General features: G+C 69.1%; 23 protein-coding genes and 2 pseudogenes. 9 read left to right on the forward strand and 16 right to left on the reverse strand.

What is annotated here, in order from left to right:
* The 7 genes from A5713_RS18100 to A5713_RS18130 form a co-directional block, all read right to left on the reverse strand.
* Positions 1-234, reverse strand: a 234-nt coding sequence (locus A5713_RS18100; protein WP_231980503.1) for a DUF3180 family protein, incomplete at its 3' end; no start/stop codon positions are given.
* The gene (gene folK, locus A5713_RS18105; protein WP_067917286.1) at positions 234-782 is read right to left on the reverse strand and encodes a 2-amino-4-hydroxy-6-hydroxymethyldihydropteridine diphosphokinase; all 549 of its coding nucleotides are present in this window, start codon (positions 780-782) and stop codon (positions 234-236) included. The genes folK and A5713_RS18100, both read right to left, overlap by 1 nt.
* Entirely contained in the window at positions 779-1,180 is a 402-nt protein-coding gene (gene folB / locus A5713_RS18110) for a dihydroneopterin aldolase (protein ID WP_068097783.1), read from the reverse strand. The genes folK and folB overlap by 4 nt, the downstream gene beginning before the upstream one ends.
* The gene (gene folP / locus A5713_RS18115; RefSeq protein WP_068097786.1) at positions 1,173-2,006 is read right to left on the reverse strand and encodes a dihydropteroate synthase; all 834 of its coding nucleotides are present in this window, start codon (positions 2,004-2,006) and stop codon (positions 1,173-1,175) included. The genes folB and folP overlap by 8 nt, the downstream gene beginning before the upstream one ends.
* An 18-nt stretch (positions 2,007-2,024) precedes the next feature.
* Positions 2,025-2,639, reverse strand: coding sequence for a GTP cyclohydrolase I FolE (folE, locus tag A5713_RS18120; RefSeq protein ID WP_068097792.1), 615 nt, complete (start codon positions 2,637-2,639; stop codon positions 2,025-2,027).
* Positions 2,640-2,654: 15 nt separating this feature from the next.
* Positions 2,655-5,024 carry an ATP-dependent zinc metalloprotease FtsH gene (gene ftsH / locus A5713_RS18125; RefSeq protein ID WP_068097794.1) on the reverse strand — a complete coding sequence of 790 codons (2,370 nt, stop codon included), beginning with the start codon at positions 5,022-5,024 and terminating at the stop codon, positions 2,655-2,657.
* A 211-nt stretch (positions 5,025-5,235) separates the two neighbouring features.
* Entirely contained in the window at positions 5,236-5,652 is a 417-nt protein-coding gene (locus A5713_RS18130) for a VOC family protein (RefSeq protein WP_068097799.1), read from the reverse strand.
* A gap of 134 nt (positions 5,653-5,786) precedes the next feature.
* Here A5713_RS18130 and A5713_RS18135 point away from each other — a divergent pair, with 134 nt between their 5' ends.
* From A5713_RS18135 to A5713_RS18145, 3 genes are read left to right on the forward strand one after another with little or no spacing between them, the layout of a single operon-like run.
* The gene (locus tag A5713_RS18135; protein ID WP_156751934.1) at positions 5,787-6,755 is read left to right on the forward strand and encodes an alpha/beta fold hydrolase; all 969 of its coding nucleotides are present in this window, start codon (positions 5,787-5,789) and stop codon (positions 6,753-6,755) included.
* Entirely contained in the window at positions 6,752-7,939 is a 1,188-nt protein-coding gene (locus tag A5713_RS18140) for an LLM class flavin-dependent oxidoreductase (protein ID WP_067916812.1), read from the forward strand. The genes A5713_RS18135 and A5713_RS18140 overlap by 4 nt, the downstream gene beginning before the upstream one ends.
* Positions 7,939-8,952, forward strand: coding sequence for a zinc-binding dehydrogenase (locus tag A5713_RS18145; protein WP_068097803.1), 1,014 nt, complete (start codon positions 7,939-7,941; stop codon positions 8,950-8,952). The genes A5713_RS18140 and A5713_RS18145 overlap by 1 nt, the downstream gene beginning before the upstream one ends.
* 30 nt (positions 8,953-8,982) lie before the next feature.
* On the opposite strand, the gene A5713_RS18150 is transcribed toward A5713_RS18145, so the two are convergent.
* From A5713_RS18150 to A5713_RS29290, 4 genes and pseudogenes are all read right to left on the reverse strand, one after another.
* The gene (locus tag A5713_RS18150; RefSeq protein ID WP_067916808.1) at positions 8,983-9,267 is read right to left on the reverse strand and encodes a WXG100 family type VII secretion target; all 285 of its coding nucleotides are present in this window, start codon (positions 9,265-9,267) and stop codon (positions 8,983-8,985) included.
* Positions 9,268-9,307: 40 nt separating this feature from the next.
* Positions 9,308-9,604, reverse strand: coding sequence for a WXG100 family type VII secretion target (locus tag A5713_RS18155; protein WP_067916806.1), 297 nt, complete (start codon positions 9,602-9,604; stop codon positions 9,308-9,310).
* Positions 9,605-9,681: 77 nt separating this feature from the next.
* The gene (locus tag A5713_RS27750) at positions 9,682-10,764 is read right to left on the reverse strand and encodes a PPE family protein (protein WP_082973024.1); all 1,083 of its coding nucleotides are present in this window, start codon (positions 10,762-10,764) and stop codon (positions 9,682-9,684) included.
* A 685-nt stretch (positions 10,765-11,449) separates the two neighbouring features.
* Positions 11,450-11,743 (reverse strand): annotated as a pseudogene (locus A5713_RS29290) (PE family protein); the annotation flags it as partial.
* Between the two features lie 172 nt (positions 11,744-11,915).
* Between A5713_RS29290 and A5713_RS18170 the strand changes: the two are divergent.
* From A5713_RS18170 to A5713_RS18180, 3 genes are all read left to right on the forward strand, one after another.
* Positions 11,916-12,260 (forward strand): hypothetical protein, encoded by a 345-nt coding sequence (locus A5713_RS18170; RefSeq protein WP_067925297.1) that lies wholly within the window; start codon positions 11,916-11,918, stop codon positions 12,258-12,260.
* Between the two features lie 51 nt (positions 12,261-12,311).
* Positions 12,312-13,898 (forward strand): HNH endonuclease signature motif containing protein, encoded by a 1,587-nt coding sequence (locus A5713_RS18175; RefSeq protein ID WP_068097818.1) that lies wholly within the window; start codon positions 12,312-12,314, stop codon positions 13,896-13,898.
* A 360-nt stretch (positions 13,899-14,258) separates the two neighbouring features.
* Positions 14,259-15,005, forward strand: coding sequence for an SIMPL domain-containing protein (locus A5713_RS18180; RefSeq protein WP_068097810.1), 747 nt, complete (start codon positions 14,259-14,261; stop codon positions 15,003-15,005).
* A 62-nt stretch (positions 15,006-15,067) separates the two neighbouring features.
* Here the strand turns inward: A5713_RS18180 and hpt are convergent, their stop codons facing one another.
* Genes hpt through dacB form a run of 4 tightly spaced genes read right to left on the reverse strand, consistent with a single transcriptional unit; the run spans position 15,068 to position 19,123 of the window.
* On the reverse strand, positions 15,068-15,679 hold the full coding sequence (hpt, locus tag A5713_RS18185) for a hypoxanthine phosphoribosyltransferase (protein WP_067925288.1): 612 nt from the start codon (positions 15,677-15,679) through the stop codon (positions 15,068-15,070).
* Positions 15,680-15,729: 50 nt separating this feature from the next.
* Positions 15,730-16,704 (reverse strand): tRNA lysidine(34) synthetase TilS, encoded by a 975-nt coding sequence (gene tilS, locus A5713_RS18190; protein ID WP_067925285.1) that lies wholly within the window; start codon positions 16,702-16,704, stop codon positions 15,730-15,732.
* Positions 16,683-17,741: a zinc-dependent metalloprotease gene (locus A5713_RS18195; RefSeq protein ID WP_067925282.1), complete on the reverse strand. Its 1,059-nt coding sequence runs from the start codon at positions 17,739-17,741 to the stop codon at positions 16,683-16,685. Before A5713_RS18195 ends, tilS begins: the two co-directional genes overlap by 22 nt.
* Positions 17,738-19,123 carry a D-alanyl-D-alanine carboxypeptidase/D-alanyl-D-alanine-endopeptidase gene (gene dacB / locus A5713_RS18200; RefSeq protein ID WP_068097813.1) on the reverse strand — a complete coding sequence of 462 codons (1,386 nt, stop codon included), beginning with the start codon at positions 19,121-19,123 and terminating at the stop codon, positions 17,738-17,740. Before dacB ends, A5713_RS18195 begins: the two co-directional genes overlap by 4 nt.
* A 115-nt stretch (positions 19,124-19,238) precedes the next feature.
* On the opposite strand from dacB, the gene A5713_RS18205 reads away from it, so the two are divergent.
* Together A5713_RS18205 and A5713_RS18210 are read left to right on the forward strand one after the other, a co-directional pair.
* Entirely contained in the window at positions 19,239-19,727 is a 489-nt protein-coding gene (locus A5713_RS18205) for an inorganic diphosphatase (protein ID WP_067925276.1), read from the forward strand.
* A 47-nt stretch (positions 19,728-19,774) separates the two neighbouring features.
* Positions 19,775-20,467, forward strand: coding sequence for a hypothetical protein (locus A5713_RS18210; protein ID WP_068097815.1), 693 nt, complete (start codon positions 19,775-19,777; stop codon positions 20,465-20,467).
* Here A5713_RS18210 and A5713_RS18215 read toward each other — a convergent pair.
* A complete protein-coding gene (locus tag A5713_RS18215) occupies positions 20,464-21,540 on the reverse strand; it encodes a DUF475 domain-containing protein (protein ID WP_067925270.1) in 1,077 nt (358 codons plus the stop codon). The genes A5713_RS18210 and A5713_RS18215 overlap by 4 nt on opposite strands.
* A 90-nt stretch (positions 21,541-21,630) precedes the next feature.
* Here A5713_RS18215 and A5713_RS18220 point away from each other — a divergent pair.
* Positions 21,631-22,292 (forward strand): annotated as a pseudogene (locus A5713_RS18220) (hypothetical protein); the annotation flags it as partial.

Below are 22,292 nucleotides of genomic sequence, written 5' to 3' on the forward strand. Positions count from 1 at the left end.
CGCCACGTGCGGGCCAAGATCAACGACGGCGAGATCGGCGTCGGCCCCGGCTGGCTGCACCCGCTGGCCGTGGCGCGCCCACAGCGCCTCGGCGACGGCCACCGCGAGCAACGACAGGCCCGTCCACACCGTGATCGGTGGGAACCACCGGTAGAGGGCGTTCACCAGCAGATAACCCACCACCGCAGCGCCGACCACCGCGGCCGTCAGGTCACGTTTTCTGGTCGGTCCCATCAGGTTTCCGGTTCCGGGTCGGCCGGCGGCCTGCCCGCCCGGTCGAGTGTGAGGCTGGTCAGCCGGACGCTTTCCCGGTCGGCCGGGTCCAGCTCGGCCAGCAGGCTCGCGACGGGCCGCGGACCCTCGGCGACGGTCAGCTGGGCGTCGGGGTCGATGGCCAGCCACGGGATCATGACGAAAGCCCGCAGGTGGGCCAGCGGGTGCGGCAGCGTCAGATTGTTCTCGCGGGAGGTCACCTCCGCCTCGTCGTAGCAGGCGATCAGGTCGACGTCGAGGGTGCGCGGGCCCCAGCGCTCACCGCGGACCCGCCCGGCCGCGCGCTCGAACTCCTGGGCCCGGCGCAGCCAGCCCTGCGCGTCGCACGCCGGGTCGTTGGCGATCAGCACCGCGTTGAGAAACGGCGCCTGATCGACCCGGCCCCACGGGTCGGTCTCGTACACCGGGGACACCGCAAGCACCTTCTCGCCCAGCCCGTCGACGACCGACTGCAACCGCGCGAGGCGGTCCCCCAGGTTGGATCCGACGGACAGCACCACCCATGTCATATGCGCCGCTCCGCCGGGACCACCGAACCGCGGCCGCCGCGGCGCGACCGCCGCACCACCACCGCGACGTCGGCGAACTGCTGCGGAATGGGTGCCCGCGGCTTGTGCACCACCACCTCTACCGCGTGGACCCGCTCGTCTTGCATCACCCGGTCGGCGATCTCGCCGCCCACCGCTTCGATCAGGTTGCGCGGCGGCCCGGCCACGATGTCGGCCGCGAGCTGGGCCAAGGCGCCGTAGTCGTAGGTGTCGGCCAGTTCGTCGCTTTCAGCGGCCCCGGCAAGGTCGATCCACACCGTCATATCCACGACGAAGTCCTGCCCGTCGGCGCGCTCGTGTTCGAAAACTCCGTGTCGCCCACGAATCGTCAACCCCCGCAATTCGATTCGATCAGCCATCGTCTCCAGCCAGCTCGGTCTGCTGCGTTTCGGTTTGCGCCCACGCCTCCACCACCTTGAGGGCGTCGGCCGTCGCCCGCACGTCGTGCACGCGGACACCCCATGCCCCGTGCAGCGCCGCCAGCGCGGAGATCACCGCCGTCGCCGTCTCGCGGCCGTCGGGCGGACGCGGCGAGCCATCCGGCCCGGCCAACAACGTACCGAGGAACCGTTTGCGCGACGCGCCCAGGAGCACCGGGATTCCGGTGGCGACGAATTGCGGCAGCGCGCGCAGCAACGCCCAATTGTGTTGCCCCGTCTTGGCGAACCCGAGACCCGGGTCGATCACCAGCTTGGCGGGGTCGACGCCAGCCGCGACGGCGGCGTCCACGCTGGCCAACAGCTCGGCGCGCACTTCGGCCACCACGTCGTCGTAGTGCGGGGCCGCGTGCGGGCGGTCGGCCGACACCGAGCGCCAATGCATCAGCACCCAGGGCACGCCGGCGTCGGCGAGCAGCGGCGCCATCGCGGGATCGGCCCGCCCGCCCGACACGTCGTTGACGATCCGCGCGCCGTTCTGCAACGCCGCTTGCGCGACCTCGGCGTGCATGGTGTCGATGCTTACCGTGATCCCTTCCGCCACAAGCTCTTTGACGACGGGAATCACCCGGGAAGTCTCGACGCGGGAATCGATGCGCGTGGCACCGGGCCGGGTCGACTCGCCGCCGACGTCGACTATGTCCGCGCCGTCCGCGGCGAGCGCCAGCCCGTGCGCCACCGCGTTACCGGTATCGAGATAGCGGCCGCCATCGGAGAACGAGTCGTCAGTGACGTTCAGAACTCCCATAACCTGCACAGGCGCGACTCACTTACGCAGGATGAGGTCGAGCGCTTCGGCTCGAGAAGCGGCGTTGGTCTTGAACAGCCCGCGTACCGCAGAGGTGGTGGTGACCGCGCCGGGCTTACGGACGCCGCGCATGGCCATGCACAGGTGCTCGGCCTCGATCACGACGATCACCCCGCGCGGATTGAGCTTCTTCATCAGGGCGTCGGCGATCTGGCTGGTGAGCCGTTCCTGCACCTGTGGCCGCTTGGCATAGAGGTCGACCAGTCGCGCGATCTTGGACAAACCAGTGACCCGTCCGTCGGCGCCGGGGATGTAGCCGACATGCGCCACACCGTGAAACGACACCAGGTGGTGTTCGCAGGTGGAGTACAGCGGGATCTCCTTGACCAGCACCAGTTCGTCGTGTTCCTCGTCGAACATCGTGTTCAGGACGCTGTCGGGGTCGGTGTAGAGCCCGGCGAACATCTCCTGGTAGGCGCGCGCCACGCGGGCCGGCGTCTCCCGCAGCCCGTGCCGGTCCGGGTCCTCGCCGACGGCGAACAGCAACTCCCGCACCGCGGCCTCGGCGCGCGCCTGATCGAACACCCGTGTCGGTTCAGTGGCGGTTTCCGGACCGAAACCCGTCAAGGCCATCGAATCCTCCGTTCGTCAGCCGTGGGCCGGCGGATTGGACCGGCTCACGTCGTCCTGCTCAGGAGACTTGCCGCCGTCCGGGTCGGGCAGACCCGGCGGCGGGTAGGGCGGATACGGCGGGTAGGGGGGCTGCGCCTGACCCTGCTGGCCCGGATGAGCCGGGTAGTGCCCCGCGGGCTGCGGCCAGTAGGGCTGCTGCGGGGCCTGTGGCGGCGGATACCAGTAGTTCGGCTGCTGGTCCGGCGGCGGCCATCCCGGCGCGTGCCAGCCTGCCGGCGCGCCGTAGTCCGGTTGGGTGGGCCCGTGCGGCACGCCGGGGCGGTGCCCGGCACCTTGAGATGCCTGAGAACCGTTGCCGCCGTTGTTCTTTCGGTCGGGATCGGGTCCCGCCGCGGCCGCGGCGGCCTGGCTGGCACGCGCGATGGCGGCCTTGAACGCCGGCTCGGGAACCGGCGGTGGCCAAGGCTCGCCACGCTCGATGGCCAGCTCGCCGGGCGTCTTGATCGGCGGCTTGTCCGACGGGATGCGGCCACCGAAGTCGTCGAACATGGTGAGCCTGGGCCGCTTTTCGACGCCGGCGAAAATGCCCTCCAGCTCGGCGCGGTGCAAGGTCTCCTTCTCGAGCAGCTGACCTGCCAACGTGTCGAGGACATCGCGGTATTCGGTGAGGATCTCCCATGCCTCGGTGTGGGCCGCCTCGATCAACTTGCGGATCTCGTCGTCGATGTCGCGGGCCACCTCGTGGGAGTAGTCGGCCTGCGTCCCCATAGTGCGGCCCAGGAACGGGTCGCCGTGTTCGGTGCCGTACTTGACCGCGCCCAGTTTGGAGCTCATCCCGAATTCGGTCACCATCGCGCGGGCCACCTTGGTGGCCTGCTCGATGTCGGACACCGCGCCGGTGGTCGGCTCGCGGAACACCAGTTCCTCGGCGGCGCGTCCGCCCATGGCGAACACCAGCTGCGCGATCATCTCCGAGCGGGTCCGCAGGCCCTTGTCTTCCTCGGGCACCGCCACGGCGTGCCCGCCGGTGCGTCCCCGCGCCAGGATCGTGACCTTGTAGATCGGCTCGATGTCCGGCATCGCCCAGGCGGCCAGGGTGTGGCCGCCCTCGTGGTAGGCGGTGATCTTCTTTTCCTGCTCGCTGATGATCCGGCCCTTGCGGCGCGGCCCGCCGATCACCCGGTCCACCGCCTCTTCGAGCGCGGCAGTGGTGATGACGGTGCCGTTCTCCCGGGCGGTCAGCAGGGCGGCCTCGTTGACGACGTTGGCCAGGTCGGCGCCGGTCATGCCGACGGTCCGCTTGGCCAAACCGTCGAGGTCGGCGTCGGGGGCGATCGGCTTGCCCTTCGAATGCACGGCCAGCACCGCGCGGCGGCCCGCCAGGTCGGGGTTGGACACCGGGATCTGCCGGTCGAAGCGGCCGGGGCGCAACAGCGCGGGGTCGAGGATGTCGGGCCGGTTGGTGGCGGCGATGAGGATGACGCCGGCGCGGGGGTCGAACCCGTCCATCTCGACCAGCAGCTGGTTCAGCGTCTGCTCGCGCTCGTCGTGGCCGCCGCCGAGGCCCGCGCCGCGCTGGCGGCCCACGGCGTCAATCTCGTCGACGAAGATGATGCAGGGGTTGTTCTGTTTGGCCTGCTCGAACAGGTCGCGCACCCGCGACGCGCCGACGCCGACGAACATCTCGACGAAGTCGGAGCCGGAGATGGTGAAGAACGGCACCCCGGCTTCCCCCGCCACCGCGCGGGCCAGCAGCGTCTTGCCGGTCCCGGGCGGGCCGTAGAGCAGCACCCCCTTGGGGATCTTGGCGCCCAGCGCCTGGTAGCGGCCGGGGTTCTGCAGGAAGTCCTTGATCTCGTAGAGCTCTTCGACGGCCTCGTCTTCGCCGGCAACGTCGGCGAACGTGGTCTTCGGCATGTCCTTGTTGAGCAGCTTGGCCCGTGATTTGCCGAACCCGAAGCCCATTCGGGCGCCGCCCTGCATGCGGGAGAACATCACGAACAGGCCCACCAGCAACAGCAGCGGCAGCACGTAGACCAGCAGCTCGCCGAGGATGCTGCCCTGGTTGACGACCGTGCTGACCTTGGCGTTCTTAGCGCTCAGAGCGTTGAACAGGTCGACGGCGTACCCGCTGGGGTACTTGGTGATCACCTTGTCGGAATTGTCGGTGTCGTTGTTGCCCTTTTTCAGGGTCAACCGCAGCTGCTGCTCGCGATCGTCGATCTGCGCGTTCTTGACGTTGTCACCGTTGATCTGCGCCACCGCCACCGACGTGTCGACGGGCTTATAGCCGCGGGTGTCGTCGCTGAAGTAGAAGAACGACCAACCGAGCAGCACCACGACTGCAATCGCCGTGACGGTGCGAATAAGGTTTTTCCGGTTCATCAATCATCGGCCTTGGTGGCCAGGTCCTTCCCCGATATACACGCAGCTCGAAAAGTCCAGGTTACCGCTCGTGGCGATCGCCAGCTCCGGCAGAGCCGGGGCGCAGCGGGTCGTGCCCACTTGCGGGGGCCGGGTCGCCACCATCTGTGCGTACAACGACCGGGGGTTCCCGCCGGGCCCTTGAGCCGGGCCCTCATCCCGGCGATATCCGTCAGTCGTAATAGCGGGCCTCGACGACGTTGCCGTCCGGATCGGCGAAGTAGTAACCCTGCGGGGCCCAGCCGCGCGCCCCGAAGGTAGGACTCAACCTCGCGCCGGTGTCCACCCCCTCCGCCTGCAGGCGCTGGTCGAGCGCGTCGTACTCCGGTTTGGACAGGGCGAGGCAGACATGGTTGACCGGGTGCCCGGCGCTGCCTGCCGTCCGGGTCAGAGACTCGGTGGCGGCGGCGTCGGCCACCGGCAACAAGTCGATGATCGAGTCCTCACACACCCGCACGCTCGGGAACGGCGCATCGCCGGCCTCGTACTCGGCAAACCGGACCGGCTCCAAACCGACCACCCGCGTATAGAAATCCATCGAGGCGCGCGGACTCCTCGTCCACAGGACGACGTGGTCAAGCCGCTTCATTCGAGTCCACCTGCTTTCGCGTAAATGCGAGGGCTTCACGGCGATATCTACCAGGCGACCAAAGCCGTTGGAATGCTATTCGCAATCAGCGCGAATACTTCTCAGCCCCGGACGGGTTGTGCTTTGGTGTCAGGGTGCTTACATCAACCGAACGGTTAGTAGAGACCAACGGTGTCCAACTGCGCGTGACCGAGGCGGGAGAGCGCGGCGCACCCGTCGTGATTTTGGCCCACGGCTTTCCCGAACTCGCCTATTCGTGGCGCCACCAGATACCGGTCCTCGCCGAGGCGGGTTACCACGTGCTGGCGCCCGACCAGCGCGGCTACGGCGGTTCCTCGCGACCGGGCGCGATCGACGCATACGACATCCACCAGCTGACCGGCGACCTGGTCGGCCTGCTCGACGACGCCGGCGCCGAACGTGCCGTTTGGATCGGACACGACTGGGGCGCCGCCGTGGTGTGGAACGCCCCGCTGCTGCACCCGGATCGCGTCGCGGCCGTCGCCGCGCTGAGCGTCCCCGCGGTGCCCCGATCGAAGGTCGCGCCGACGAGGGCGTGGCGCAAGGCATTCGGCGAGAACTTCTTCTACATCCTGTACTTCCAGGAACCCGGCGTCGCCGACGCGGAACTCAACGCCGACCCCGCCCGGACGATGCGGCGGATGCTGGGTGGGCTGCGGACGCCCGACGACAAGGCCGCGGGCCTGCGGATGGTGGCCCCCGGTGCCGAGGGGTTCATCGACCGCCTTCCGGAACCCGACGGGCTGCCGGACTGGCTGAGCCAGGAGGAACTCGACCACTACATCGCCGAGTTCTCCCGCACCGGCTTCACCGGCGGCCTGAACTGGTATCGCAACTTCGACCGCAACTGGGAGACCACCCCCGAGTTGGCCGACGCGAAAATCACTGTGCCGGCGCTCTTTATCGGGGGGACCGCCGACCCGGTGTTGACGTTCACCCGCGCCGACCGCGCGGCGCAGTTGATCACCGGCCCCTACCGCCAGGTGATGATCGACGACGCGGGGCACTGGTTGCAGCAGGAACGGCCCGACGAGGTGAACGCGGCCCTATTGGACTTCCTCAATGGATTGGAGCTGCGATGAGCGCGCCACTTCGCTTCGGTGTCTTCATCACACCGTTTCACCCGATCGGCCAATCGCCCACCGTGGCTTTGGAATACGACATGGAGCGAGTGGTCGCGCTGGATCGGCTCGGCTTCGACGAAGCGTGGTTCGGCGAACACCACTCCGGTGGCTACGAACTGATCGCCTGCCCGGAGGTCTTCATCGCCGCCGCGGCCGAGCGGACGAAACACATCCGGCTGGGTACCGGCGTGGTTTCGCTGCCCTACCACCATCCGCTGATGGTGGCCGATCGCTGGGTGCTGCTCGACCATCTCACCCGCGGCCGGGTGATGTTCGGCACCGGCCCCGGCGCGTTGCCGTCGGATGCCTACATGATGGGCATCGACCCGGTCGACCAGCGGCACATGATGCAGGAGTCGTTGGAGGCGATCCTCGCGCTGTTCCGCGCCGGGCCGACCGAGCGAATAGACCGCCACACCGACTGGTTCACGCTGCGCGAGGCGCAACTGCACATCCGGCCGTACACCTGGCCCTATCCCGAAATATCGACGGCGGCAATGATTTCCCCGTCCGGGCCGCGGCTGGCGGGCGCGCTGGGCACGTCGTTGCTGTCGTTGTCGATGTCGGTGCCCGGCGGCTACGCCGCGCTGGAGACCACCTGGGACGTGGTGCGCGAGCAGGCCGCCAAAGCCGGCCGGGACGAGCCGGATCGGGCCGACTGGCGTGTGCTGAGCATCATGCACATCGCGGACAGCCGCGAGCGGGCCATCGACGACTGCACCTACGGGCTGCAGGATTTCGCCAACTACTTCGGCGCCGCCGGGTTCGTCCCCTTGGCCAACACCGTCGAGGGTGCCCAGACGCCGCACGAGTTCGTCGAAGACTACGCGGCCAAGGGCAATTGCTGCATAGGAACCCCCGACGACGCGATCGCCCACATCGAAGACCTGCTCGACCGCTCAGGCGGTTTCGGCACGCTGCTGATGCTGGGCCACGACTGGGCCTCCCCCGAGGCGACGTATCACTGCTACGACCTGATGGCGCGCAAGGTGATCCCCCATTTCAAGGGACAGCTCGCGGCGTCGCGCTCGTCGCACGACTGGGCCAAGGGCAACCGCGACCAGTTGATCGGCCGAGCCGGTGAGGCCGTGGTGAAAGCCATCACCGAGCATGTCGAAGAACAGAAGGGCGTGAGGAACTGATGCGCGCCGCGGTATTGCGCGACGGCCGGATGGTCCATCGGGACGATGTGCCCGACCCCGTACCCGAGGCCGGGCAGGTGCTCGTCGGCGTGCGGGCCTGCGGGATATGTGGCTCCGACCTGCATTTCGCCGCTCACGGCGCACACGTGCTCGAGATGAGCGAGCGGGTGGCCGGCGGGGCGGGTGGCATGCATGTCGACTTGGATCACGACGTCTTCATGGGCCACGAGTTCAGCGCCGAGGTGCTCGAGGCCGGCCCCGGCACCGAAACCCACCCTCCGGGCACGCTGGTCACCTCGCTTCCGGTGCTGTTGTCCGCCAAGGGCGTCGAACCGATCGTCTACAGCAACAGCACCATCGGTGGCTACGCCGAACGCATGCTCCTCTCGGCCGCGTTGCTGCTGCCCGTCCCGAACGGCCTGGACTTCAAACATGCGGCCCTGACCGAGCCCATGGCGGTGGGGCTGCACGCCGTCAACAAGTCCAACGTCACCCCGGGGGAGACAGCCCTGGTCATCGGCTGCGGTCCGATCGGCATCGCGATCATCGCTGCGCTGCGGGCCCGGGGGGTGGAAAACATTGTGGCGTCGGACTTCTCGCCGAAGCGACGGGAACTCGCCAGCGCCATGGGTGCACATCGGACGCTCGATGCCGCACAGGGTTCCCCGTTCGACTCCGTCAAACCGGCCGTCGTATTCGAGGCGGTCGGAGTGCCTGGGATCATCGACGACGTGCTGCTCCGGGCCCGGCCGGGCACTCGCCTGGTGGTCGCCGGCGTTTGCATGCAGCCCGATACCGTGCATCCGTTCTTCGCCATCGCCAAAGAGATCAACGTCCAGTTCGTCCTTGCCTACACCCCGGAGGAATTCACCGACTCGCTGCGTGCGCTGGCCGAGGGCGATATCGACGTGAGTCCACTGATCACCGGAGAGGTCGGCCTGGACGGGGTCGGCGAGGCCTTCGACGAACTCGCCGACCCCGAGCGGCACTGCAAGGTTCTGGTCACCCCTTAGGTTCACGAGACCCATGGTGGCGACCCGCTGCTAGGCCCAGCTGGATCCGACGGCGCTGTCGGTGCTGGCCATGTTGCTGCCGGCGGTCTGCACCTTCTGGCCGTGGGCGTTGGCCTGGTCGTAGATCACCTGGAAGTTGCGACCCAGCTGGATGACGAACTCCTGGCACGCCGCCGAGCCCGCACCGCCCCAAAAGTCGCCGGCGGCAAGCACATCGCGGACGATGGCCTGGTGCTCGGCCTCCAGAGACGCGGCCTGGGCGCGGATCAGGGCACCGTGGGCGTCGACATCGCCGAATTGATAGTTGATCGTCATGGTTGATCGTCTCCTGTTGGTAGAAGGTTGATGTGTTGGGTCAGTCGCCCAGGATCTGCTGTGAAGCCTGCTCTTGCTGCTCGTAGTTGTTGGCGTCGCGGATCAGGCCGTCGCGCACGCCGTGCAGCATGTTGACGATGTTGCGGAAGGCCTGATTCATCTGGCCCATGGTGTCGTACGAGGTGGCCTGCGCCTGGCCGCTCCAGCCCGCGCCGGCGATGTCCTGCGACGACGCCCACATCTTGCGGGCCTCGTCCTCCACCGTTTGCGCGTGGACCTCGAAGCGGCCCGCCATCGCCCGCATCTCGTGCGGATCGGTCATGAAACGTGTTGTCATTGGGGTTCTCCTTCGAAAGTGGTTGTTGTGATCGAACTTTGGTCATCGGTACGTCGTCGAAAGTGCCTCTCCTTCCGTCATCCGACCACGCGCGGCAATACGCTTGCGGGTGCCGGCATGGTGCCGCCGAACCCGCGCATCTCCATGCCGCCCACCTGGGCCGCGGAGCTACTCGGGGACCTCAGCATTCGAGCCGCGGCGCCGGCTCCCGCCAGTGGTGCGCCGGCCGGGGCGGCAGTCCCGGGGGTCGCCGCGGTCCAGCTAGGAGGAACCGACAAGCCTCCGACCGGGGTGGCCTGGCCCATCACCGCCGACGGCATCAGTCGCACGGGTGCCAGTCGCTCGGGCGCGGGCATCAGCGGCTGAGCGGGGATGAAGCGTTGCATGCCGGGCATCGCCACCGGGGAGAAGGCCCCGGATGCGCGCATGGCGGTCGCGAGGCCCGCGCCGGACGGGGTCGCCCCGCCCACGCCCGATGTGGCCGCGCCGGACCCCTGACCGAAGGGCGTGCCGAGCAGGTCGGCGAAGCTGCCGATGGCAGAGGGGAAGCTGCTCGCCAGCGATGACGCTGACGAATTGAGCGTCGATGGCAGGCCCATGGTGGCTTGAGTGGCCATTCCCTGCATGCCGCCCGCGGTGGTGGTGGGCGGTGCGACCGCCATCGGTTCGAGCATGGCGGCCGCCGCCGACGAGCCGGCGTAGGCGTACATGGCCATCGCGTCCTGGGCCCACATCTCGCCGTACTGCGCCTCGGTGGCCGCGATCGCCGCGGAGTTTTGACCGAGGAAGTTGGTCGCGACCAGCATCATCAGCGTGGAGCGGTTGGCGGCGATCAGCGGCGGCGGCACGGTCGCCGCGAACGCAGCCTCATGTGCGACGGCGGCCGCCGTCGCCTGCATCCCCGCCTGCTCGGCCTGCGCGGCCGTGGCATGCATCCAGGCCACGTAGGGAGCCGCCGCGGTGGCCATCGCCACCGAAGAGGGGCCCTGCCAGCCCAGCTCGGTGAGGTCGACGATCACCGTCCCGTAGCTCGTCGCAGCTGAACGCAGCTCCGCGGCCAGGCCCTCCCAGGCCATCGCCGCCGCCAGCATCGACGCCGGCCCGGGCCCCGCGTACATCAGCCCGGAATTGACCTCCGGGGGCATCGCACCGAAATCCATGAGTGTTCCTTTCCTTTTGCGTGGATCGCTATGCCAGTGCCGGCAAGGGCTTGGGGCCGGCAACAGCGCTGAAGGCCCGGTTCGCGTGCACGACGTGCTCGCCCGGCGGGTGCGGGGCAGCCGCGAGCGGCATCCGGTGGAGGGGCGCTGTCGGCGCCAGCTGCGAAGGCGACACGTGCTGGCCGGCCCCCACGCTCGGACGCTCGGCGTGCTCGACGGGCGCCGTCGGTGCTCCCTGCGAAGGCGAAATATGCTGCCCGGCACCGATGTTCGGACGTTCGACCCGCTCGGGCGGCGCCGGATGGGGCTCTGCCACGTGCTCGACGCGCTGCGGGGGCGTCATCCGCGCGGGCGAAAGGTGCTCGACCCGGGCCGCGGGGTGCGCGCCGTAGCCGCCGCGCCCGTACGGCGCCTGGTGGCGGCCATAGTCGGCATTGGCATAGCCGCCGTGCTGCGGCGTCATGTGGCCGCCGTAGGTGCCGCCCCCGCGCCAACCCTGACCGAGGGGCGTCGCCGCCGGCAGCGAGCCGGGACCCGCGCCGACGGGGGCGCCTGGTACCGGCCGGGCGGGGACGGTTGGGGTCACGCGGTTCGGCGCTGCCGGTGCGACCCGAGTGTGCACGGCGGGCGCCGGGCGGGCGGGCGCAACAGGGGCCATGTGCGCGGGCGGCACGTGACCGCCCGCGGCTTGCGTCGCGTTCGCGGCCTCGGTGGCCGAATACGAATCGGCGCTCAGGCCGAGGGCTTTGACGAACTCCTCGTGGATCATGCTCGCCTCGGCGCTGATCGCCTGATACTGCTGGCCGTAGCCGGCGAAGGCCGCCGCGGTCATTGCCGAGACTTCGTCGGCTGCCGCCGGGACCACCCCCGTGATCGAGAAGGCGGCAGTCGAGTTGGCCGTGGTTACCGCGGAACCGATCGCCTGCAGCTGGCCGGCTGCCGCTTGCAGCAGTTCCGGGACTGTGGTCAGGAACGACATGTGTCCTCTCCTCGTGAATGCCTGGATTCGGCTTAAGTTGTCGTGCTTGCGGACACTATGTCATAAATTATGACTGTCTGTCTAGTACTGAGTACGTATTTCTTTCTTTTGGCCTACAACTCGCTGGTGGAGACACTTTGCCCGTCTTTCGGCACCGAGTTACGCTGGGCGGATGCCACGAACTAATGCCGCCGGCTGGGGGCTGAGGCGCCTGCTTGAGGCGACGCTGAACCGCGACATCACCGTCGAGCAGTTACGTGACGCCTGCGGCGTCACCAAAGGGCGCTGGTACGGCGCCGCCGGGCGCGCCAACGCCGACGACTTCCCGGACGCCGAGGAGGCCAGACGCGCCGCGCACGCGTTCGGGCTCAGCGCTACCTGGCTACAGGTCGAACTCGGCCTGATCACCCCGGAAGACGTGCACGGGGCCTTGGGCGACGGCCAGTCCCTCGACCCCTTCCGGGCCACGACGCGTCAGCGGGTCGTGATGCCGAATCCGGAGGCCTCGCGGGAGTGAGCACCCGCCGGCTGCATTCGTTGGTCGTAGGGACCGGTTATGATCGAACACATGTTCGAATCAATGCCTCCCCCGGCGTCCCTCGTGGAGCTGATCGAGTCGACGCACCGGCAGGAGTCAGTGCTGGTGGCGCGCCGGCTGGCCGCGGTCGCGGCGCTGCTGAGGCACCGGGTGGCCGCTGCAGAGCGGCCTGAGCGCCCGCGCGAATACGCGGCGATCGACGGGTTCGAGCAGGCCGCTGCCGAGGTTGCCGCCGCGATGAACCTCTCCCCCGTGGCGGCCAGCTACGTGGTGTCGTACGCGGAGGCGCTGGACACCCGGTTGCCCAAGGTCGGGGCACTGCTCGCGGACGGCCGGACGGATTGGCGCACAGTGCGCCTGATCATCAGCCGCACCGATCTGGTGACCGACGAGAAGCTGATTGCCGAGATCGACCGATCGCTGGCCGAACGCATCGGCAGCTGGCACGGCTGGTCCAAGCAGCGGATCATCAACGCCGTCGACGCCGCCGTGCGAGCCGCCGATCCCGACGCCGCCCGCGAGCGCCGGGTGACCGCCCAGAACGACCGCTACGTCGGAATCAGCACCAAAGACGATGGGATGGCCGACATTTACGGGTCGGTCGCCGCCACGGCTGCGACGGCCTTCGACCGACGGCTCTCACAGCTCGCCAAGCAGGTGTGCGCGGCGGACCCTCGGACACTGGATCAACGCCGGGCCGACGCGCTCGCCGCGCTGGCCGAGGGGCGCGGGTTGGTCTGTGCCTGCGGAGAACCGGAGTGCCCCAACCGGACCAGTGAGCGGGGCCCGGATCGTGGGGCCGCGGCGCAAGTGGTCATCAACGTGGTGGCCAGCGACCAGACCGTCCACGCGGGTGGCGGTGAGCCCGGCTACCTCGAGGGCTACGGCGTCATCGACGCCGAGCAGGTGCGCGACTTGGCGGCCGCGGCATCCGTACTCATAGCCGACCCGGTGACCAGTCCGGTCGAGGCGTTGCGCTATCAGCCATCGGCGGCGCTGGAACGGGCCGTCCGGTGCCGCGATCTCACGTGCCGCTTCCGCGGCTGCAGCCGGCCGGCCGTCGTCTGCGACCTCGACCACACCATTCCGTTCAACCACCAGAACCCTGCGGCCGGCGGGCCGACGGTCGCGGAGAACCTCAAATGCCTGTGCCGACAACATCATCGGCTCAAAACCTTCGGTGGATGGCGCGACAAGCAACTGGCTGACGGCACCGTCATCTGGGTCTCACCCGCCGGGCGAACGTATCGCACCTCGCCCGCCGGTGCCGACCTGTTCCCCCGGACCGGCCGCCCGGCCTGCGCGCCGCCTTTGCCCGCGAGAAGAACCCGCTCACAGCAACGAAGCGCGCGAATTGCTCAGGCACGCAAGCACAACCGCGTGCAGCGGCCGATCAACGAAGCCCGGCGAGCGCTGGAGGAGGCCCGCCAGCAGGAAATCGCCGCGCGAAAATTCCGTAACCACATGCGCGACATGCTCTTTCTGTTCAAAGGCGCACCCAGCACCAGCCCGTTCTGCACCTGGGTGAACGATCCCAAAGAACCCGAAGAGCTGCCGCCGGACTGGATTCCCGACGAACCGGCCCCGCAGCCGTTGCCGGACGATCCACCCTTCTGACGGGAGCGTGCCGCGCGGGGCTCAAAAGTGCTTCTCGACAACGCCTTTCAGCGCCAGTTGCGGGCGCCTAGTCGGACGCCAGGACACGTTAGGGCAGTGACGTCCGGCGACGACACCCTCGGGGACGCCAATTCATCGCCGAGTCGATAACTGTTCACTTAGCTGACCGGAAATGCTGCAGCATTTGATTCGGACATGAGAAACGTTGCAAACAAATATGTTTGGCGACATATATGAACCTATATGTGGTTGCTGGTCGAGTCCGCATGGTTTGCCGGGCCGAACCGGTCGGGTCGCCAGCGGTTGCGGTTGGCACGGGAGCACCGCATCGGCACGGCCCGAGCGGCTAGGGTGCCAGGCATGCCGGTCGCAACGAACGCCCCGAGGTTTGCCCGCAGATTGATCGCCTTGGCCGTCGCCGGCCTGGCGACCGCGACGGTGTCGGCCTGCGATTCCCCGCCTTCGACGCCCGCGCCCGGGGTCAACCCCCGTCAGGTCACCGTCTTCGGGTCGGGACAGGTCCAAGGCGTCCCGGACACCCTGACCGCCGACGTCGGCATCGAGTTCACGGCGCCCGACGTCACCGCCGCGATGAACCAGACCAACGACCGTCAGCAAGCCGTCATCAACGCGTTGGTCGGTGCCGGCGTCGACCACAAGGACATCAGCACCACCGAGGTCACGCTGCAGCCGCAGTTCAACAACCCCGAACCCAACGGCACCGCGAGGATCACCGGATACCGCGCCACCAACGCCATCACGGTCAAGATCCACCCGCCCGACGCCGCGTCGCGGATGCTGGCCCTGATCGTCGCGACCGGCGGGGACGCCACCCGGATCAAGTCGGTCAGCTACTCCATCGCCGACGACTCACAGCTGGTGAAGGATGCACGCGCCCGGGCGTTCAACGACGCCAAGAGCCGCGCCGAACAGTACGCCCAGCTGTCCGGGCTTCGGCTGGGCAGGGTGCTGTCGATTTCGGAGGCCACCGAACCGACGCCGGGCAGAGCGCCGGCGCCGCCGAAGGCCATGCCGAGCATGGTCCCGCTGGAGCCCGGCCAGCAGACGGTGAGCTTCTCGGTGACCGCGGTGTGGGAGCTGGACTAGCCTGATGGCGGCGACCCGCCGCGCCCGGCTTCGCCGCGCTTGCGCTCGCCGCTAGAGAGGACCTACTGCTGGTAGACCCTGGGGTCCAGGGTGCCGATGTAGGACAGGTCGCGGTAGCGCTCGTCGTAGTCCAGGCCGTAGCCGACGACGAAGTCGTTCGGGATGTCGAAGCCCACGTAGGCGATGTCGACGTTGGCGCCCTTCGCGTCGGGCTTGCGCAGCAACGTGCACACGCGCAGCGAACGCGGATGGCGGCTGGTGAGGTTCCGCAGCAACCACGACAGGGTCAGGCCCGAGTCGACGACGTCCTCGACGATCAGCACATCACGGCCCTGGATGTCGCGGTCCAGGTCTTTGAGGATCCGCACCACGCCGGACGACGACGTGGACGACCCGTACGAGCTGACGGCCATGAACTCGAACTGGGTCGGCACCGGGATCGCCCGTGCGAGATCGGTGACAAAGATCACAGCGCCCTTGAGCACGGTGATCAGCAGCAGATCCTGGCCGGTCTCGGCCATGACGTCGCGGTATTTCGCGCCGATCTCCTCGCCGAGTTCGGCGATTCGCGCCTGAATCTGCTCGGCGGTGAGCAGCACCGACTTGATGTCCCCCGGGTACAGCTCCACGGGCTGCGCGGGGGTGATCGCCGAGGAGATCTGGGCCACGCCCACAGAGTGCCACGCCGACGTCCGAATAACCAACGGCGACCCCGGTATTGCGCCTATCGGGCGGGCTTCTCAACCGGTTCACGCCACAGGGTCAACACTCCGTCGCGCCGCCCCGCGATCAACCGCTCGTCGCGCAGCGCTGACCCGACCGCCACCCCGCCCTGCCCGCGCCAGGCGGTCACAAGCGCGTCGACGCCGCGGATCTGCTTGTCCGTCAGACCGATTGCGCCCCCCGCCAGGAGCCAGCCGCGGATCACCCGGCGCCGCACCGGGGCGGGCAGCGCGGCCAGAGCCTCGGTCCGCAGGCCCGCATCCGCCTTCGCCTCGGGCAGCGCCCGGGCGGCGAGGGTGTCGAGCAGCTCGGTGTCCTCGCGCAGCGCCGTCGCCGTCCGGGCCAGCGCCTGGGCCACCCCGCCGCCCAGCACGTCCTCCAGCAGCGGCAACACCTCCAGGCGCAGCCGGGTCCGGGTGAAGCGGCGGTCGGTGTTGTGCGGATCCTGCCACGCGGTCAGGCCCAGCTCACGGCACGCGGCGTGGGTCACCACGCGCCGCACGCCCAACAACGGTCGGCCCCACGGCGAGTCGTACGGGCGCATCCCGGCGATCGACCGCACGCCCGAGCCGCGGCCCAGCCCCAGCAACACCGTCTCCGCCTGGTCGTCGAGCGTATGACCCAGCAGCACCGGACCGCCGTGGTAGGCGCTCAGCGCGGCGTAGCGGGCGGCGCGGGCGGCCGCCTCGGGGCCGCCTTCGTTGCCCACGTGCACGCGAACCACTTGTGCGGCAACGCATCCCAGGGTTTCGGCTTGCTGTCGAGCGGTTTCCGCGACGGCGGCGGAGTCGGGTTGCAGGCCGTGGTCGACGATCACGGCGGTGGTGGGCCGCAGCTGGGCCGCCACCGCGGTCAACGCCAGGGAATCCGGGCCGCCGGACAGCGCCACGCACCATTGTTCGGCCGTCGCGACGTGCGTTTTGAGGAAGTCCTCAGCGGCCGCGCGCAGCTGCGCTACAGCACCCTGTCGATCCATCGCTGGGGTTCCTCGATCTCGGCGGGCACGGGCAGCGTCTCGGGGCCGGTCCAGATCGCGTTGAACCGCTCCATGCCGACCCGCCCCACCACGTGGTCGACGAATGCCTTGCCCCGCGTGTACTGGCTGAGCTTGGCGTCCAGGCCCAGCAGCGCGCGCACCAGCCGCTGCAGCGGCGGTTGTTTGCGGTTGCGGCGCTCGTCGAATCGACGGCGGATGGTGGTCACCGACGGCACCACCATCGGCCCGACGGCATCCATCACGTGGTCGGCGTGGCCCTCCAGCAGCGTGCCGAGCACCAGCAGCTGATCGAGGGCCTGGCGCTGCGGCTCGGACTGGATCGCGCGCACCAGGCCGACGATTCCCGACGGGCCGTCGTCCGCCGCCCCGTTGCCCCGGTTGCGGACGTAATCGGCGAGCCGGCTCGCCACCTGCCCGACGTCTTCCCCGGCGTCGCGCGTCAACAACCCCAGGGCCCGGGACATGTGCTCGGACAACCACGGGTTCGCGGTGAACTGCACCCGGTGGGTGACCTCGTGCAGGCAGACCCAGAGCCGGAAGTCGGAGGGCTCGACCCGCAGTTGCCGCTCGACGGCGATGACGTTGGGATACACCAGTAGCAGGCTTCCCTCTTTCGCGGCCTCTAGGCCCCTCGCGAACGGGTCGTACTGACCGAGGATGCCCGACGACACGAATGCCAGCACGGCCCCCGTCTGCGCGCCGGTGACCCGGCCCGTGAGAAAGCCCCGCGGCTTCTCCGCCCCGTTCATCATCACGCGCATCGACTCGGCCGCCGCGGCGATCCACTCCGGGCGGTCGACGATCCGGGCGGCGGGCACGGCCCCGTCGGTCACCAGGCCGGTGACCTCACGCACCGGCGGCTCGGCCTCGGCGGCCGACCTGGTGAGTTCGTCGATCACCTGCCGCCGGGTGTACTCGCTCGCCGGCGGCCCCGGCCGGGCCAACCGCTGGCCGACGGTGGCCGCGAAGCCCCAGTCGACGGCGCTGCCGAGCGTCAGCTCCGAGGTGGGCGTCATGAGCAACCACAGGACCAGAGCTTGGTGGCCAGGGCGTCCATCACGTTGCGGCCGTTGGGGCCGGCCGCGTTGGAGATGAAGGCGAAGGTGAGCACCCTGCCGCTGCGGTCGGTGAGCACGCCGGCCAAGGCATTGGTGGCCGTCAGCGAGCCGGTCTTGGCGCGCAACCACCCCGCCGGCCCCTGATTGGACGCCGCGTCGGTGAAGCGGTCGGCCAGCGTCCCGCTGCCGGCGGCGATCGGGAGCAGGTCCAGCAGCGCGCGCAGCGCGGGCTGGTCGGGTCCGGCGGCGGCCTGCAGCACCCCGTCGAGCGTCTTGGCGGTCAGCCGGTCGTCGACGGACAGCCCGCTGGAGTCCATCAGCGTTATGCCTCCGGTGTCGACGTGCGCGGTGCTCAACCGGTTGGACACCGCGTCCGCGGCGCCGGCGAAGCTGCGCGGCCGGTTGATGGCGGCCGCCACCTCACGCGCGATGCACTCGGCCATCACGTTGTCGGAGTGGTCCATCATCTCGGACAGCCGCTGCACCAGCGGCGCCGACTGCACGACGGCCAGCTGCCGAGCTCCCGACGGTGCCGTCGCGATCGTCACGGCGCCGGGATCGAGGCCCAGCGCCTTGGCCAACTCGCGCCCGGCATCGAGCGCCGGGGTTCGCGACCGCCGGGAGTTGACGGTGCTCGGCTGGATGCGCCCGGCGTCGATCATCACCGACTCGATCGGTGCGATGTCGCCGTTGTCGACGTCGGCGCCATCCCAGCCCTGCGCCATCGTCGGTCCGGTGAACGCCGAGGTGTCCACCTGCACCGCCGTCGGTGTCACGCCGCTGCGGCGGATCTGCTCGACCAAGTCGGCGAGCCGGGCCGACCCGCGGTACCAGGTGTCCACGCCGGGCGGCGCCGCCGACAGCACCGGGTCGCCGGCACCGACCAACACGACGGGCCCCTGGGCGTTCTGACTGCCGGCCACCACCCGCGTACTGATCCGCGCCTGGTGGTCCAGGGTCAGCAGGGCCGCGGCGGCGGTCAGCACCTTGTTCGTCGACGCCGGCACCAGCGGCAGGTCGTCCCCGACCTGCCAAAGCTCTTTCCCGGTCAGGGCGTCGGTGACGCGGGCGCCCAGCCTGCCCAGGTTGGGATCGGCCGCGATGGCCGCGAGCGCGGCCGTCACCCCGGCGGGGCTGGGCGTCTCGGCGGTGTCGCTGACCGGCACCATCCCCGGTTTGACCGTCGGCGCGTGCGGAGGCGGCATGGGGGCGTGCGAGTTGTTTCCGCCATGCCCAGCCGAGGTGAAGAACGTCGCCGCCGCCACCACGGCGGCGACGAACGCCAGCACCGCCAACCCGACGAAGACATGGGTGGATTTTTGCCAGCGAGTGGGACCCATCGCTCTCCTGACTGTTTCCGACCCATTCTGCCGAATCCGGCGCAAAAGGCCTCGACTAGGGTGATGCCCGACGCAACGGACCACTTGCCACCCGCCCAGATCTAAGGAGCGCACAGTGCAATTCGACGTGACCATCGAGATCTTGAAGGGTCAGCGGAACAAGTACGAGATCGATCACGAGACCGGACGGGTGCGTCTGGACCGCTACCTCTACACCTCGATGGGCTACCCGACCGACTACGGGTTCATCGAGGACACCCTCGGCGAAGACGGCGACCCGCTGGACGCGATGGTGCTGCTGCCGCAGTCGGTGTTCCCTGGCGTCATCGTCGAGGCGCGCCCGGTGGGCATGTTCCGGATGACCGATGAGGCCGGTGGCGACGACAAAGTCCTCTGCGTGCCGGCCGGCGACCACCGCTGGGATCACATCCAGGACATCGCGGACGTCCCCGAGTTCGAACTGGACGTGATCAAGCACTTCTTCGTGCACTACAAGGACCTGGAGCCGGGCAAGTTCGTCAAGGCGGCCGACTGGGTCGGCCGCGCCGACGCCGAAGCCGAGGTGCAGCGCTCCGTGGAGCGGTTCAAGGCCGGCGGGCACTAACGCTCTTGGCGTAACCGCGCGCTGCTCGTCGGTGGCATCCTGGCGGTGTGACCCCGGTGTTGCATTTCGCCGCCAATTTCTGGTGGCTGGTTTTTCCACTGGGCGGTGCGATCGGCGTCGGCCTGCGGGCCGTCGCCGCCGCCAACGAGCGTCGGGCCGAACGCCGGCTGGAACGGTATCGGCTGAAGCAGCAAGCCAAAATCGCCATCGCCGAGGCATCGGGCCGGGCGCGGGCCAACGAAGACACCGATCGCCGAGAAGTCGCCAAACTTGTTTCGGCGCATGATCGTATCGACGCCCGATGGTTCGACTACGAGGTCGACATCGCGAAATTGCTGGACTTTCCGATGATGACCGACATGCGGGCCCCGCTGACCATCGCCTTCCATCGGGCGAAACGGCACGCGGACCTGCTGCGGCCGGAACCGCCCGAGGGCCTGGTCGGCAACCGGGACGCCCTGGTGGAATACCGCGACGCAGTCCACGAGTACGTCAGTGCGTTCGAGATCGCCGAGGCCGAGGCGATTCGCCGACGTCGCAGCGACTTCACGGCGGACGAGCAGCAGCGGATGGCGCGGGCCCAGAGCTTGCTGCACCTGGCCCAGGACGACGCGGCCACGCGCGAGGAACGGCAGAACGCCTACGCGCGCGCGAGCAAGGAACTGAACGGCCTGATCGCGCTGCCGGCCCCAGCGAGGGCCGGCATCGAACGGCGCATCGCCGGCCAGATCGAGGCCTAACCCGGCCGCACCGCGGCCTGTCGCCGATTGCGCAGCACGCTCCAGCCCAGCGCAGCGCCGATGAACACCACCCCGACCGAGGCGGTGAAAGCCTCGGGGACCTGGAATCGCGGGTTGACGGAGAGCAGCATGATCACCGAGAGCACCCCGATCGCCCAGTGCGCGCCGTGCTCCAGGTACACGTAGCGATCCAGCGCTTCCTGCTTCACCAGGAAGATCGTGATGGACCGGACGAACATCGAGCCCACCACACCGAGACCCAGCGCGATGACGATCGGGTCCGAGGTGATCGCGAAGGCGCCGGTGACCCCGTCGAACGAGAAGGCGGCATCAAGCACCTCGAGATACAGAAACAGGCTGAGGCCGGCCTTTCCGACCGCGTTGCCGTTCGACACCGCCTCGAGGTCCGGCGGCCGAAACGCCCGGCTCAGACCGTTGACGACCAGGTACGTCACCAGGCCGAGCAGGCCGGCGGTCAGCACCGTCTCACTCTCGTCCCCGGAATGCGTCAGCCCGGTTCCGACGAGAACCAGCGCAACGACTGCCACCGCCACCGACACCTGCCCAAGCCGCCCGATGCGGGCGAACGGGACCTCGATCCACTTGAGCCACTTGATGTCTCGGTCGTAGACGATGAAGTCCAAGAACAGCATCAACAGGAACATCCCGCCGAACGCCGCGATCTGTGGATGCGCGGCGCCGATCAGCTTCTCGTAGCTGGGCGAGCCGTCGGGGAATTCCAGCGCGCCGTGCGGCGGCGCGTGCAGCGCCAGCTCCATCGCGCGGACGGGGTCCAGGCCGGCGGTGGCCCACACGATCAGTAACGGGAAGAGCAGCCGCATGCCGAACACGGCGATGAGAATCCCGACGGTCAAAAACATCTGCCGCCAGAACGGGCTCATCTGCTTGAGGATCGCCGCGTTGATGATGGCGTTGTCGAACGACAGCGACACCTCGAGGGTGGCCAGCACCAGCAGTAAGAACAGGTCCCGCAGGCCGCCGTGGGCGTATCCGACCGCAAGGGCCGCCACGGTGACCAGCAGCGAGATCCCGAAGATGCGCAAGGCGGCCAAGGTCCTTTCCGACAGCCGCCCACGATAGCGAACCCCGGTCGCCGCCGCTGACCTGCGTCCACGGCCACTTACTATTTTCAAATTGTGGCGATGCCCGAAGTCGGCGGTACCCAAGCCCCCACCGGCACCGGTCCGATCACGCGCGGCAGCGTGACCCGGGTCGCCACCGCGACGGCGCTGACCGCCCTGTGCGGTTACGCGGTGATCTACCTGGCCGCCCGGGACCTGGCTCCGGACGGCTTCTCGGTGTTCGGGGTGTTCTGGGGGGCGTTCGGCCTGGCCACCGGCGCCGCCTTCGGGCTGCTGCAGGAGACCACCCGGGAGGTCCGCTCGAGCCGCCACCTCTCGGCGGCCCCGCCGGCCGCGGACGAGCCGCGGACCCACCCGCTGCGAGTGGCCATGCTGGTAGGCGTCGGCGCGGCCGTGGTGATCGCCGGCAGCTCGCCGCTGTGGAGCGCGCGGGTGTTCGTCGACCAACGCTGGCTGTCGGTGGCGCTGCTCAGCGTCGGGCTGGCCGGGTTCTGCGTGCACGCCACGCTGCTGGGCATGCTGGCCGGCACCGATCGGTGGACCGGTTACGGGGCGCTGATGGTGACCGACGCGGTCATGCGGGTGACGGTCGCCGCGGCCACCGTCGTCCTGGGCTGGCGCCTGGTCGGCTTCCTGTGGGCCACGGTGGCGGGTGCGGTCGCCTGGCTGATCATGCTGCTGGCCTCGCCCTCGGCCCGGGCCGCCGCCCGGCGTCCGGAGCC

Source organism: Mycobacterium sp. E2497, assembly GCF_001668695.1.
Classification (GTDB): Bacteria; Actinomycetota; Actinomycetes; order Mycobacteriales; family Mycobacteriaceae; genus Mycobacterium.

Bases quoted from the DNA above. Each gene is read 5' to 3' on its own strand.
- folB (WP_068097783.1), bottom strand. From the start codon at position 1,180: ATGGCTGATCGAATCGAATTGCGGGGGTTGACGATTCGTGGGCGACAC.
- tilS (WP_067925285.1), bottom strand. From the start codon at position 16,704: ATGGATCGACAGGGTGCTGTAGCGCAGCTGCGCGCGGCCGCTGAGGAC.
- A5713_RS18170 (WP_067925297.1), top strand. From the start codon at position 11,916: ATGCCACGAACTAATGCCGCCGGCTGGGGGCTGAGGCGCCTGCTTGAG.
- A5713_RS18195 (WP_067925282.1), bottom strand. From the start codon at position 17,741: ATGACGCCCACCTCGGAGCTGACGCTCGGCAGCGCCGTCGACTGGGGC.
- folE (WP_068097792.1), bottom strand. From the start codon at position 2,639: ATGGCCTTGACGGGTTTCGGTCCGGAAACCGCCACTGAACCGACACGG.
- A5713_RS18150 (WP_067916808.1), bottom strand. From the start codon at position 9,267: ATGACGATCAACTATCAATTCGGCGATGTCGACGCCCACGGTGCCCTG.
- A5713_RS18180 (WP_068097810.1), top strand. From the start codon at position 14,259: ATGCCGGTCGCAACGAACGCCCCGAGGTTTGCCCGCAGATTGATCGCC.
- A5713_RS18145 (WP_068097803.1), top strand. From the start codon at position 7,939: ATGCGCGCCGCGGTATTGCGCGACGGCCGGATGGTCCATCGGGACGAT.
- folK (WP_067917286.1), bottom strand. From the start codon at position 782: ATGACATGGGTGGTGCTGTCCGTCGGATCCAACCTGGGGGACCGCCTC.
- A5713_RS18130 (WP_068097799.1), bottom strand. From the start codon at position 5,652: ATGAAGCGGCTTGACCACGTCGTCCTGTGGACGAGGAGTCCGCGCGCC.
- A5713_RS27750 (WP_082973024.1), bottom strand. From the start codon at position 10,764: ATGGATTTCGGTGCGATGCCCCCGGAGGTCAATTCCGGGCTGATGTAC.
- ftsH (WP_068097794.1), bottom strand. From the start codon at position 5,024: ATGAACCGGAAAAACCTTATTCGCACCGTCACGGCGATTGCAGTCGTG.
- A5713_RS18175 (WP_068097818.1), top strand. From the start codon at position 12,312: ATGTTCGAATCAATGCCTCCCCCGGCGTCCCTCGTGGAGCTGATCGAG.
- folP (WP_068097786.1), bottom strand. From the start codon at position 2,006: ATGGGAGTTCTGAACGTCACTGACGACTCGTTCTCCGATGGCGGCCGC.
- dacB (WP_068097813.1), bottom strand. From the start codon at position 19,123: ATGGGTCCCACTCGCTGGCAAAAATCCACCCATGTCTTCGTCGGGTTG.
- A5713_RS18140 (WP_067916812.1), top strand. From the start codon at position 6,752: ATGAGCGCGCCACTTCGCTTCGGTGTCTTCATCACACCGTTTCACCCG.
- A5713_RS18155 (WP_067916806.1), bottom strand. From the start codon at position 9,604: ATGACAACACGTTTCATGACCGATCCGCACGAGATGCGGGCGATGGCG.